Raw genomic sequence first — 11,515 nt, forward strand, 5'->3', positions numbered from 1 at the left:
GCCGGAGCGTAGTTAGCGTAATTTTTTCTTGTTTTTGTTGAGGATACCGCCCAGAATTATTTTTCAATCGTGCGGGTCGCATCTGTTCGGATCCTCGCAAATTCAGTCCGTAGGAGGGAATCATGTCGTTTTCAAAGGCAATCAGCTTGGCCGTGCTGGCTGGCGCTGTGGCAACTTTGGTGGGGTGCGCACAGAGGGCGCCTATTCCCGTCGCGGAAAATTTCGAGTACACCTCGCAGCCCAAGGTCCGCTCCGCCGGACATTGGGACCTGGTCTCGCGCGATGTGGTCAACCAGACGCTGAGCACCCTGGACAAGGCCGGCGTGGCCCCCAACACCCCACTGCATGTGTCCTTGCCCGCCAACGCCACGCAGTTTGAAACCGCCTTTCGCGAGTTCCTGATCACCAAGCTGGTCCAGAACGGTGCCGTGGTACAGCAGAACCTGGGCCAGGCCCTGGAAGTCTCCTACGGTATCCAGGTCGTGCGCCACAACAGCGACCGCCCGCACTTCATCCCTGGTCAGTTCACCATGCTGGCTGCAGGCCTGTTTGCCGCCTACGGCCTGCGCCATGAGCACATCGACGCCCAACTCGCAGCTGGACTCGGTCTGACCCTCGCCGCCGACTACGCCAACAGCATCAACTCCGGTGGCCCGACCAACACCGAGCTGATCCTGACCACCACCGTCACGCGCGGTGGCCAGTACCTGGCCCGCAAGACCGACGTGTACTACCTGGAAAACGCTGACACCCCGTTGTTCACGCGCCCCTCGTACAAGAACGTCAACATGAAGGTTGTCTCGCAATGAAAACCCCTGCACTTCTTTTGACGGTGCTGGCCGGCGTGGTGCTGGCTGGTTGCGCCAACAACTCCGCTCCGGTGCGCGTTGAGCCTACCTACCAGGAAGCCGCAAGCAGCCAGTTCATCCAGAGCAGCCGCGATGCGGTGACCAAGCTGACCACCGGTTTCGACATGAACTCACTGGGCGGCGGGCCTGTGCTCGTGGCCACCGTGGTCAATGTCAACGACCTCAGCCGCGCCGCCCCGCTGGGCCGCACGTTGTCCGAGCAGTACGCCACCAGCATGGCGGCCAGCGGCTTCAACGTGAAGGAAATCAAGCTGCGCGGTGACGTGTTCGTGCGCGAAGGCCAGGGCGAGCTGCTGCTGTCGCGTGAGATCAAGGACATTGCCCGCAACCACAATGCCTCCCTGGTGCTGGTGGGCACCTACTCGGCGGCCGCCAACTACACCTACGTGAGCCTGAAGCTCGTGCGCACCGAAGACAGCCGCATCGTGCGTGGCTACGACTACGCGCTGCCCAACGACCGCGACGTGCAACGCCTGCTGGCTGTGCCCCGCTGATCTTTCGTTTTCACCAGGGACTTGTTGCTCCCTGTGTTCCCGCAAAAAGGCCGTCTCGACGGCCTTTTTTGTTGCCCGGTGGCACACCCCGGGGTGCCTGACATCTCCACTGCACAGCGCCTCTCCTTGACGATCACGGTCCCCGGCGGGGGCATCCCGTGCCCACCCACCTAAAATCACGCCCCATGAACTTCACCGACATGCTGCGCGACGCCACGGCACAGAACAACTCCCTGCTGTGCGTGGGCCTGGACCCTGAACCCACGCGGTTTCCCGCCGCGATGCAGGGCGACCCCCGCAAGATCTACGACTTTTGCGCGGCCATCGTGGACGCCACCGCCGACCTGGTGTGTGCCTTCAAGCCGCAGATCGCCTACTTTGCCGCGCATGGCGCCGAGGACCAACTCGAACGCCTGATGCAGCACATGCGTGCCAACGCACCGCAGGTGCCGGTGATCCTGGACGCCAAGCGTGGCGACATCGGCTCCACCGCCGAGCAGTACGCCAAGGAGGCCTTCGAGCGCTACGGCGCCGATGCGGTCACGCTGTCGCCCTTCATGGGCTTCGACTCCATCGAGCCCTATCTGGCGTACCACGGCAAGGGCGCGTTTTTGCTCTGCCGCACGTCCAACCCAGGCGGCGACGATCTGCAGACCCAGCGCCTGGCCAGCGTCGAGGGCCAGCCACTCATGTACGAGCATGTGGCGCGTCTGGCGCAAGGCCCCTGGAACAAGAACGGCCAGCTGGGCCTGGTGGTGGGCGCCACCTACCCGCAGGAGATCGAGCGCGTGCGTGCCATCGCGCCCACGCTGCCGCTGCTGATTCCGGGCGTGGGTGCCCAGGGTGGTGATGCCGCCGCCACCGTGCGCGCCGGGCTGCGCAGTGACGGGCCGATCATCGTGAACTCGTCGCGGGCCATTCTTTACGCGTCCAAAGGCGAGGACTTTGCTGCGGTGGCGCGTGCCGAAGCCACACGCACCCGAGGCGTTCTGGAAGCTGCCCGGGGCTGAGCCCTCTCACTCCGACCGCGGTGTCTGGTCCTCTAACGGGGCTGGCACAGCCCAGGCACCAGCCCACCGACCGGACAGCCGCCCCTTCAGGAGCCGACGATGCAGTTGAAATGGCTGGAAGACTTCATCGTCCTGGCGCAGGAGCGCAGCTTCACGCGTGCGGCCGAGCTTCGGCACGTCACGCACCCCGCGTTTGGCCGCCGCATCCGCGCGCTGGAGGCCTGGGCAGGCACGCCGCTGGTGGAGCGCGGCAATGGCGGCCCGGTCACCCTCACGCCTGCCGGGCAAAGTTTTCTGGAGACCGCTGGCCACCTGGCACGCAGCCTCACACAGTCGCACGAAGAGTTGCAAAGCCTGGCCGGGCGCCAGGCCCGCACCGTGACCCTGGCCACGGGCCGCACGCTGGCGCGCACCGTGGTGGCCGACTGGCTGGTGCGCCTGCAGCCCATTTTGCAAGGCGGCGAGCTGTGCATTCGCACCCGGGCGCTGGCCGACACCGTGGGCATGCTGGAGCGCAACGAGGCTGATTTTTCGCTTGTGTACCACCACCCGGCCCTGGCCATCCGGCTCGATGCGCGGCAGTTCATGCACCTGACGGTGGCCTCCGACCGGCTGGTGCCGGTGTCGCGCGCCACGGCACAAGGGCAGGCTTTGCACCGGTTCGGGCCCGACGCCACGCTGGTGCCCTATCTGGCCTACGCGCCCCAGCTGGCCCTGGGGCGGCTGGTGGAAGACCACCTGGCGCACAACCCCCATGCCCCAAGGCTGCAGCGCGTGGTGGAGTGCGACTCGGCCGACGCCCACTACGAATACGTGCAAAAAGGCCTGGGCGTTGCCTGGCTGCCCTGGTCCATGGTGTTTGCCGACTGCAAGGCCCAGCGGCTCGCGCTGGCGGGTGACGCCCGCATGGAGGTGCGTTTTGACGTGCGCCTGTACCGCCCCAAGCGCCGTCTGGGGCCGCTGGCTGAGGCGCTGTGGAAGGCCCTGGCCCAGCGCTGATGCACTCTCGCTGAACGTGAGTGGCCTGCGGGTTTCCCCGTGCCATGTATCCTGAATCAGCACGGCCTGGTGCCGTTTTGGCACCAACGGCCAACGGCGGCTTTTTCACAATCAAATCCATACCCCCACCTGCCCCACCCCCGCTTTTGCCAAGGAGTTCCGCCATGACCACCGTCCATCCCCTGCGCCGTGCTGCACTGCTGTGCGGCCTGGCCGTTCTCGCAGCCCCCGCCATCGCGCAAGACGCCTACCCCAGCAAGCCCATCACCATCGTTGTGGGCTACCCACCCGGCGGCAGCACCGACCTGACCGCACGCACGGTGGCCACCGAGCTGGGCAACAAGCTTGGCGTGCCGGTGGTGATCGAGAACCTGGGCGGAGCGGGTGGCGCGATCGGCGCCCAGAAAGTGGCCAACGCGGCGCCCGACGGCTACACCCTGCTGGTGGGCGCCAACAACGAGATCGCCATCAACAAGCTCGTGACCAAAAAGGTCAAGTACGACATCAAGGACTTCACTGCCATCGGCCTCATTGCCTCCCAGCCGCTGGTGCTGGTGGCCTCCACCGGGGCGGGCGTCAAGAACATGGCGGAGTTCACGCAGAAAGTGTCCAAGAACCCCGGCAAGTTCAGCTACGGCAGTTCGGGCGTGGGCACGGCACTGCACCTGGCGGGCGAGGCCGTGAAGGAGCAAGGCAAGCTGTTCATGACGCACATCCCTTACCGGGGCGTGGCGCCGCTCACCAGCGACCTCATGGGCAACAACCTGGAGTACGGCGTGTTCGTGCTCTCCAGCGGCCTGCCGCACATCAAGAGCGGCAAGGTGATTGCACTGGGCACCACCGAGGCCAAGCGCTCGGCCACCACGCCCGACATTCCCGCGCTGGCCGAGTCGCCGCAGTACAAGAACGTGGACATCAGCGTGTGGTTTGCGCTCATGGCGCCTGCCAACCTGCCCAAGCCCGTGACCGACAAGCTCAAGAAGGCGCTGGCCGACAGCCTGCAATCGCCGGACTTCCGCAAGAAGATGGAAGCCAGCGGTTCCACTGTGGCCTCGCCCACCGTGAACATCGACCAGTTCCTGACCACGGAAGTGGCCAAGTACAAGAAGATTGTTGAATTCGCCAAGATCGAAGAATGAGCAGCAGCCACATTCCCCCAACTTCCGTGCAACCCTTGGCGTTTGAACTGCCCGCACCCGACATCAGTGCCTGGCGCGCGGGCAACACCGGCACCGAAGGCGTGTGGCACTTCGACTCGGGCCAGCCCGGGCGCCACGTGATGATCAGCGCCCTGGTGCACGGCAACGAGCTGTGCGGCGCCTGGGCGCTCAAAGGCCTGCTCGACGCCGGGGTTCGCCCGCAGCAGGGCACGCTCACGCTCGCGTTCTGCAACCTCGACGCCTTCGACCGGTTTGACCCCGGCAACCACGACGCCTCGCGTTTCACCGACGAAGACCTCAACCGCCAATGGCTGGACGAGCGCATCGATGCCGTTGATACCAACGAGCGCCGCCGCGCCGCCGCGCTGCGCCCGTGGGTGGCGCAGGCCGACTGGTTGCTTGACATCCACTCCATGCACGAGCCCTCGGCGCCGCTGCTGCTCACTGGCATCCAGCCGCGCAACCTGGCGCTGGCGCGCGCCATGCAATCGCCCGAGCACATCGTGGTGGACGCAGGCCACAAGGACGGCGTGCGCATGCGCGACTACGGGCGGTTTGGTGCTCTGGACGACAACGGCACCCGCTCGCTGCTCATCGAATGTGGCTTCCATGGCGACCCGGCCAGCCGTGCCGTGGCGCAGGACCAGTGTGTGCGCTTCATCGAACAGTCTGGCGCCCTGAGCGCCGACGCGCTGGCGCAGCAGCTGCCCGGCTGGCGCCTGCCCGACGCACCGCGCCAGTGGGCGCTGGAGGTGACCGGCCCCGTGGTCGCCACCAGCAGCGCCTTCCGGTTCGTGGCGCCCTACACTGGGCTGGAGGTGTTCGAGAAGGCGGGGACGGTGATTGGCGACAACGACGGCGTGCCGGTGGTTACTCCGTACGACGACTGCGTGCTGGTCATGCCCTCGGTGCGCCAGGCACGTGCCGGGGTGACCGTGGTGCGTTTTGCGCGCCGCAGGTTGCTGTAGTAGGTGTTGCGGCTGACTGCTATCTAATTGATAGCTTGTGCGGTATATTCAACTAGCGCTACGGGCCATTTTGGCTTGTAGCCTGGGCCCCAGCACCACACAGGCCAGCGCGGCCACCACCAGCGCAATGCCCGCCCACTGCCAGGGCGCCACGCCCTCGTCCAGCAGCAGCCAGCCTGCGGTGAGCCCCACCACCGGCACCGCCAGGCTGAAGGGCGCCACGCGGTTGGCGGGGTAGCGCTGCAGCAGGTTGGTCCACAGCGCGTAGCCCACGATGGTGGCGGCCCAGCCCAGGTAGGCCACGGCGGCCCACGACAGCAGCGGCACGTTGGCCAGCGTCTGCCACTGCAGCCAGCGCGCGGCATCGGGGTCGAACACGGCCGACAGCGCCATGAACGGCAGAACCGGCACCAGGCTGCTCCAGATCACGAACGCCAGCGGGTCAAACCCCGGGCTGTGCTGCTGTGCCAGCCGCGCCACGATGTTGGACGACGCCCACATGGCTGCGCCACACAGCGTGAGCAGCAGGCCCGCCAGCGTGGTGGCCGCCGCCACGCCCATGCCCGAGCCTGGGCCCACGTAGTTCATCGCAAAACACACCAGCCCCAGCGCCGCCAGCACCATGCCTAGGCGCAACGGCAGCCCCGGCCGCTCGCGCAACAGCGCAAAGCCCAGCAGCGCCGTGAAGAACACCTGGGTCTGCAGCAACACGCTGGCCAGCCCCGCCGTCATGCCCACCTTGAGCCCCATGAACAAAAAGCCAAACTGCCCCACGCCCTGGAACAGCCCGAACAGCAGCACCCAGCGCCAGTGCATGCGCGGCGGGCGCACCAGCAGCACCAGCGGCAGCGCGGCGCACAGGTAGCGCGCAGCACCCAGCTGAAACGGGCTGAAGCTGCGCAGCCCCCATTTCATGGCGACAAAGTTGACGCCCCACAGGATCACCACCACCAGAGCGGCCAGCAGATCGCTTGCTCGCAAGGGGCTAGCCGCTGGCGCGGCCTGTGCTGCGCCGGTCATTGCGCTGCGCGCGCCGCGTCGATATGTGCCTTGACGCGCTGGGCCAGCGCCATGTCGCCAGGCGTCTCGGGGCTCCATTTGTCCACGGTGCGCGGCTGGTCGCTGGCATCCACGGCGGTGTACACGGCCACGCAGTGCACCACGTCCTCCAGCGGCGCGCCGTGCACGGCGCCGCTGCGCACCTCCACCGCCATGCACATGCTGGTGTCGGTGGTGTAGGCCAGGCGCGCATGCACCTCGACCAGATTGCCCGGGCGGATGGCGCGCACAAAGTGGGCGCCGCCCACAAACTCTGTGACGCAGTCCCCTTGGGCCCAGGCACTGGCGCAAGCAAAACCGGCCTCATCCACCCAGCGCAGCACCGTGCCACCGGGCACGCGGCCCGCCTGGGGCAGGGTCGTCTGGGACGCCAGGAAGCGCAGGGTGATCGAGTGCATGCCAGGGGCTCCAAAGGATGGGGAAGCGTTCATTATTCTCCAGCGCCCCGGCCGGTGCAGCCTCCCCCATACCGGCACGCAGGCCAGTGCACGCCGTCAAGCCACGGGGGCGAAGCTCTGCGTGACTTGACCTGAGTCAAAACCCTACTGCGGACACGTCCCTACATTGCGGGACATTCCGTTCGGCCCTCAGGAGGGCCGCCATCCAGTCGGCGGTGCCGACACCCGCCCCTGGGGCCTATTCCATTGCGCACGCTGCGTTGCCTGCGCCCACTGCCATGTCATTGCTTCACCGGTTGAACCTGCTCGAAAAATTCCTCATCCTGGGGACCATCGGGCTCCTCATGAGCGCCTTGCCCACCTACCTGGTGGTGCGCGACTCCCTCCACGCCATCGACCACGCGCGCCTGGAGGCGCAGGGCGTGGCACCCGCCCAGGCGCTCACACTGCTGGTGCAGCGCGTGCAGGTGCACCGGGGCCTGTCGGTGGGCATGCTCGGCGGCGACGAGTCGCTGGCCGCGCGCCGCCCCGCAGCGCGCGATGCGGTCAACGCCGCGCTGGACGACGTGAGCGCCCGCTTTGCCGCCGCCAAGGTGCCCGCCGCGCAGATGGCGGCCTGGACCCAGGCGCAGCAGACCTGGCGCACCTTGGAGCAGGCCGTGGGCGCGCGCAGCATCGAGCAGGCGCAAAGCACCGCGCAGCATACCCAGCTCATCGCGACGCTGCTGCAGCTCAATGAGTCGCTGGTGCATGCCTATGGCCTGCAGATCGACCCCGAGGCCGACACCCACGCGCTGGTACAGGCATCGCTGGCCCAAGCCCCCATGCTGGGCGAAAAGCTGGGCATGCTGCGCGCCCAGGGCGCCAGCGCTTTGGGCAAGCGCGAGCTCACACCCCAGGGCAAGGGCCAGCTGCTGGTGCTGCAACAGCGCGTGGCTGAACTGCAGGCCGATACCTTCCGGGGACTGGACCGCTCCTTGCAGGGCAACGCCGAACTGCAACGCGCACTGGGCAGCAGCGTGCAGGCGGTGCAGGGGCAGATCCAGCAGTCGCTGCAGATGGTGGAGCGTGACGTGATCAACGCCACCGAGCTGCAGCTGCCGTCCAAGGATTACTTCGACGCGTTCACCCGCACCATCGAGGCACTGAATGCGCTCAACAACCTGTCCATGGCCAGCCTGGACCAGGCCCTGCAGGCGCGCGTGGCGGGGTTGCAGCGCAACCTGCTGTGGGTGGCGCTGGCTCTGGTCGTTACGTTGTCGGCCACCAGTGCGACGGCGCTGGTGTTCGTGCGCTCCATGACCGGGCCGCTGTCCCAGGCCGTGGCGCTGTCGCGCGCTGTGGCGCAGGGGGACCTGAGTGGTGCTCCCATTCCCCATGGCACCAACGAGGTGGGCCAGTTGCTGCAGGCGCTGCAGCAGATGCGCACACAACTCACGCAGGTGGTGCGCAACGTGCGTAGCGGGTCAGAAAGCGTGGCCACGGCCAGCGTGCAGATTGCGCAGGGCAACACCGACCTGTCGGCCCGCACCGAAAGCCAGGCCAGCGCGCTGGAAGAAACCGCCGCGTCGATGGAGCAGCTCAACGCCACCGTGCGCCAGAACGCCGACAGCGCGCAGCAGGCCAGCCAGCTGGCTGCCAACGCCAGCACCGTGGCCGTGCAGGGCGGCGAGGTGGTGGCGCAGGTGGTGGACACCATGCATGGCATCAACGCGTCTTCGCAGAAGATCTCCGACATCATCGGCGTGATCGATTCCATCGCGTTCCAGACCAACATCCTCGCGCTCAACGCCGCAGTGGAGGCTGCCCGTGCGGGCGAGCAAGGCCGTGGCTTTGCCGTGGTGGCCAGCGAGGTGCGCAGCCTGGCCGGGCGCAGCGCCGAGGCCGCACGCGAGATCAAGACGCTCATCAGCGCCAGCGTGGAGCGCGTGGCCCAGGGCAGCGCCCTGGTAGACCGCGCAGGCGCCACGATGAGCGAGGTGGTGGGCGCCATCCGCCGCGTGACCGACATCGTGGGCGAGATCAGCGCTGCCAGCCACGAACAGTCCCTTGGCGTGGCCCAGGTGGGCGAGGCCGTGACGCAGATGGACCAGGTCACCCAGCAGAACGCTGCGCTGGTCGAAGAAATGGCCGCCGCCGCCAGCAGCCTCAAGAACCAGGCCGAAGACCTGGTGCACGTGGTGTCGGTGTTCCGCCTGGGGGATGAAGCGGGTGGCCGTGGTGCCACGGCGGCGCTACGAATTCAATAGCTGCCAAGGCATGTTCCACTAGCGCTACCTGCCCCTGAGCCTCCAAAGTCCCTCAAAGGGCCGATGTACTCCCCCCAGGGCGCTCAGGCCGCAGGCCCGTGCGCGATGCCCAGTTCGCCCAGCTCTGCGTCGGTGAACACCCGCGAACGCGTGTGGAAGGCCTTGCCCTCCGGCCCCTCCAGCGAGAAGGTGCCGCCCGTGCCTTCGATCACATCGATGATGAGCTGCGTGTGCTTCCAGGTCTCGTACTGCGCGCGCCCGATGTAGAACGGGCAGCCGCCGATGTCGCCCAGGTACACATCGCCTGCGCCCATCGTGATCTCCCCCGGCAGATAGCAGTTGGCCGCGCTGTTGTCGCAGCAACCCCCACTCTGGTGGAACATGAGCGCAGGGCCATGCTTTGCTTGCAGAAAGGCCACCAGCTCCAGCGCGGCAGGGGTGGCGATGACTTTTTCGACCATGGTTGTCTCCAGCGTGCGATGCAAAAGAAGCAAAAAGCGGCGCGTTGGAACAACGCGCCGCCAGCAGCGTGTCCTGCGGTTCACAGGCCGTTTCTGGCTAGGCGTCTCCGTCGCAGACAGTAGCAACGCTACGGCAAGACGGAGCAACGACGCCAGGGACGGTCTGTGGACCGCCACCCCTCAGAAGAAACCGAGCTTGTTTTCGCTGTAGCTGACCAGCAGGTTCTTGGTCTGTTGATAGTGGTCCAGCATCATCTTGTGCGTCTCACGCCCAATGCCCGACTCCTTGTAGCCGCCAAACGCCGCGTGCGCGGGGTACGCGTGGTAGCAGTTGGTCCACACACGCCCGGCCTTGATGGCGCGGCCCATGCGGTAGGCCACATTGCCGTTGCGGCTCCACACACCGGCGCCCAGGCCATACAGCGTGTCGTTGGCAATCGCCAGGGCTTCGGCCTCGTCCTTGAAGGTGGTCACGGCCAGCACGGGGCCGAAGATTTCTTCCTGGAAGATGCGCATCTTGTTGTGGCCTTTGAACAGCGTGGGCTGCACGTAGTACCCGCCTTCCAGGTCGCCGCCCAGGTGGGCCTGGCCGCCACCGGCGAGCACTTCGGCGCCCTCTTGCTTGCCCAGGTCCAGGTAGCTCAGGATCTTGGTGAGCTGCTCTTTGGAGGCCTGCGCGCCCATCATGCTGTCGGTGTCCAGCGGGTTCTGGTGCTTGATGGCGGCCACGCGCTTCAAGACACGTTCCATGAATTGGTCGTAGATGCTTTCCTGGATCAGCGCACGGCTCGGGCAGGTGCAGACCTCGCCCTGGTTGAACGCGAACAGCACCAAGCCTTCGACGGCCTTGTCCAGGAACGCATCGTCCTTGTCCATGATGTCGGCAAAGAACACGTTGGGGCTCTTGCCGCCCAGCTCTAGTGTGGCGGGGATCAGGTTGTTGGCGGCAGCCTGCGCAATCACGCGGCCGGTGCTGGTGGAGCCGGTGAAGGCGATCTTGGCAATGCGCTTGCTGGTGGCCAGCGGCATGCCTGCTTCGCGCCCATAGCCGTTGACGATGTTGAGCACGCCGGGCGGCAGCAGGTCGGCAATCAGCTCGGCCAGGATCAGGATGGAAATCGGCGTGGACTCTGCAGGCTTGAGCACCACGCAGTTGCCCGCGCCAATCGCCGGGGCCAGCTTCCAGGCCGCCATCAGGATCGGGAAGTTCCACGGAATGATCTGGCCCACCACGCCCAGCGGCTCCTGGATGTGGTACGCCACGGTGTTCTCGTCGATATTGCTCAAGGCGCCTTCTTGCGCCCGCACGCAGCCCGCAAAGTAGCGGAAGTGGTCCACGGTGAGCGGAATGTCGGCGTTCAGCGTTTCGCGGATCGCCTTGCCGTTGTCCACGGTTTCGGCGTAGGCCAGCAGCTCCAGGTTCTGCTCGATGCGGTCGGCAATTTTCAGCAGGATGTTGCCGCGCGTGGCGGCGTCGGTCTTGCCCCAGGCGTCGGCAGCAGCATGTGCGGCGTCCAGCGCCAGTTCGATGTCTTCCGCAGTGGAGCGGGCGGCCTGGGTGTAGACCTTGCCGTTGACCGGCGAGATCACATCAAAGTATTGGCCCTTGACCGGGGCCACGAATTGGCCGCCGATGAAGTTGTTGTACTGGGCCTTGTAGGCGATCTTGGCGCCAGCGGCGCCGGGGGCTGCGTAAACGGTCATGGTGTTGTCTCCTGCGATGGTTGTGTGCATCGGACGGGCCCCATAGGGCCTGTCCGATACCAACCCCCTACTCAAAACCCATGCCAGCGGGCCGAGGCGCGCGGCGTGTTGATTTCATTAGGATTTTTCTTCTGACCCGGGGGC

General features: G+C 66.4%; 11 protein-coding genes. 7 read left to right on the top strand and 4 right to left on the bottom strand.

Features of this window, described 5'->3' with window-relative positions; genetic code table 11:
• The first annotated feature begins 122 nt into the window (after positions 1-122).
• From AC1Q64_RS15835 to AC1Q64_RS15860, 6 genes are all read left to right on the top strand, one after another.
• Positions 123-809, top strand: a complete 687-nt coding sequence (locus tag AC1Q64_RS15835) for a hypothetical protein (RefSeq protein ID WP_056742898.1) — start codon at positions 123-125, stop codon at positions 807-809.
• Positions 806-1,363, top strand: coding sequence for a FlgO family outer membrane protein (locus tag AC1Q64_RS15840; RefSeq protein WP_492251992.1), 558 nt, complete (start codon positions 806-808; stop codon positions 1,361-1,363). Before AC1Q64_RS15835 ends, AC1Q64_RS15840 begins: the two co-directional genes overlap by 4 nt.
• A gap of 185 nt (positions 1,364-1,548) precedes the next feature.
• A complete protein-coding gene (pyrF, locus tag AC1Q64_RS15845) occupies positions 1,549-2,373 on the top strand; it encodes an orotidine-5'-phosphate decarboxylase (protein ID WP_291436103.1) in 825 nt (274 codons plus the stop codon).
• Between the two features lie 99 nt (positions 2,374-2,472).
• Positions 2,473-3,372: a LysR family transcriptional regulator gene (locus AC1Q64_RS15850; RefSeq protein ID WP_291436101.1), complete on the top strand. Its 900-nt coding sequence runs from the start codon at positions 2,473-2,475 to the stop codon at positions 3,370-3,372.
• Positions 3,373-3,536: 164 nt separating this feature from the next.
• Positions 3,537-4,511, top strand: a complete 975-nt coding sequence (locus AC1Q64_RS15855; RefSeq protein ID WP_260668883.1) for a Bug family tripartite tricarboxylate transporter substrate binding protein — start codon at positions 3,537-3,539, stop codon at positions 4,509-4,511.
• Complete coding sequence (locus AC1Q64_RS15860; RefSeq protein ID WP_492251993.1) at positions 4,508-5,500, top strand: M14 family metallopeptidase; 993 nt, start codon at positions 4,508-4,510, stop codon at positions 5,498-5,500. The genes AC1Q64_RS15855 and AC1Q64_RS15860 overlap by 4 nt, the downstream gene beginning before the upstream one ends.
• A gap of 48 nt (positions 5,501-5,548) precedes the next feature.
• Here AC1Q64_RS15860 and AC1Q64_RS15865 read toward each other — a convergent pair whose 3' ends face one another.
• A complete protein-coding gene (locus tag AC1Q64_RS15865) occupies positions 5,549-6,520 on the bottom strand; it encodes an EamA family transporter (RefSeq protein ID WP_492251994.1) in 972 nt (323 codons plus the stop codon).
• Positions 6,517-6,957, bottom strand: a complete 441-nt coding sequence (locus AC1Q64_RS15870; protein ID WP_492251995.1) for an acyl-CoA thioesterase — start codon at positions 6,955-6,957, stop codon at positions 6,517-6,519. The genes AC1Q64_RS15865 and AC1Q64_RS15870 overlap by 4 nt, the downstream gene beginning before the upstream one ends.
• 278 nt (positions 6,958-7,235) lie before the next feature.
• Between AC1Q64_RS15870 and AC1Q64_RS15875 the strand changes: the two genes are divergently transcribed.
• A complete protein-coding gene (locus AC1Q64_RS15875) occupies positions 7,236-9,206 on the top strand; it encodes a methyl-accepting chemotaxis protein (RefSeq protein WP_492251996.1) in 1,971 nt (656 codons plus the stop codon).
• An 83-nt stretch (positions 9,207-9,289) separates the two neighbouring features.
• Here AC1Q64_RS15875 and AC1Q64_RS15880 read toward each other — a convergent pair whose 3' ends face one another.
• Entirely contained in the window at positions 9,290-9,667 is a 378-nt protein-coding gene (locus AC1Q64_RS15880; RefSeq protein WP_492251997.1) for a DUF779 domain-containing protein, read from the bottom strand.
• A 180-nt stretch (positions 9,668-9,847) separates the two neighbouring features.
• On the bottom strand, positions 9,848-11,371 hold the full coding sequence (exaC, locus tag AC1Q64_RS15885; protein ID WP_492251998.1) for an acetaldehyde dehydrogenase ExaC: 1,524 nt from the start codon (positions 11,369-11,371) through the stop codon (positions 9,848-9,850).
• Positions 11,372-11,515: the final 144 nt, after the last annotated feature.

Source organism: Acidovorax sp. GW835-FHT14G06, from assembly GCF_058793595.1.

Excerpts from the sequence above, each read along its gene's own strand:
- exaC (WP_492251998.1), bottom strand. The coding sequence starts at position 11,371 with ATGACCGTTTACGCAGCCCCCGGCGCCGCTGGCGCCAAGATCGCCTAC.
- pyrF (WP_291436103.1), top strand. The coding sequence starts at position 1,549 with ATGAACTTCACCGACATGCTGCGCGACGCCACGGCACAGAACAACTCC.
- AC1Q64_RS15835 (WP_056742898.1), top strand. The coding sequence starts at position 123 with ATGTCGTTTTCAAAGGCAATCAGCTTGGCCGTGCTGGCTGGCGCTGTG.
- AC1Q64_RS15840 (WP_492251992.1), top strand. The coding sequence starts at position 806 with ATGAAAACCCCTGCACTTCTTTTGACGGTGCTGGCCGGCGTGGTGCTG.
- AC1Q64_RS15850 (WP_291436101.1), top strand. The coding sequence starts at position 2,473 with ATGCAGTTGAAATGGCTGGAAGACTTCATCGTCCTGGCGCAGGAGCGC.
- AC1Q64_RS15875 (WP_492251996.1), top strand. The coding sequence starts at position 7,236 with ATGTCATTGCTTCACCGGTTGAACCTGCTCGAAAAATTCCTCATCCTG.
- AC1Q64_RS15860 (WP_492251993.1), top strand. The coding sequence starts at position 4,508 with ATGAGCAGCAGCCACATTCCCCCAACTTCCGTGCAACCCTTGGCGTTT.
- AC1Q64_RS15855 (WP_260668883.1), top strand. The coding sequence starts at position 3,537 with ATGACCACCGTCCATCCCCTGCGCCGTGCTGCACTGCTGTGCGGCCTG.
- AC1Q64_RS15880 (WP_492251997.1), bottom strand. The coding sequence starts at position 9,667 with ATGGTCGAAAAAGTCATCGCCACCCCTGCCGCGCTGGAGCTGGTGGCC.
- AC1Q64_RS15870 (WP_492251995.1), bottom strand. The coding sequence starts at position 6,957 with ATGCACTCGATCACCCTGCGCTTCCTGGCGTCCCAGACGACCCTGCCC.
- AC1Q64_RS15865 (WP_492251994.1), bottom strand. The coding sequence starts at position 6,520 with ATGACCGGCGCAGCACAGGCCGCGCCAGCGGCTAGCCCCTTGCGAGCA.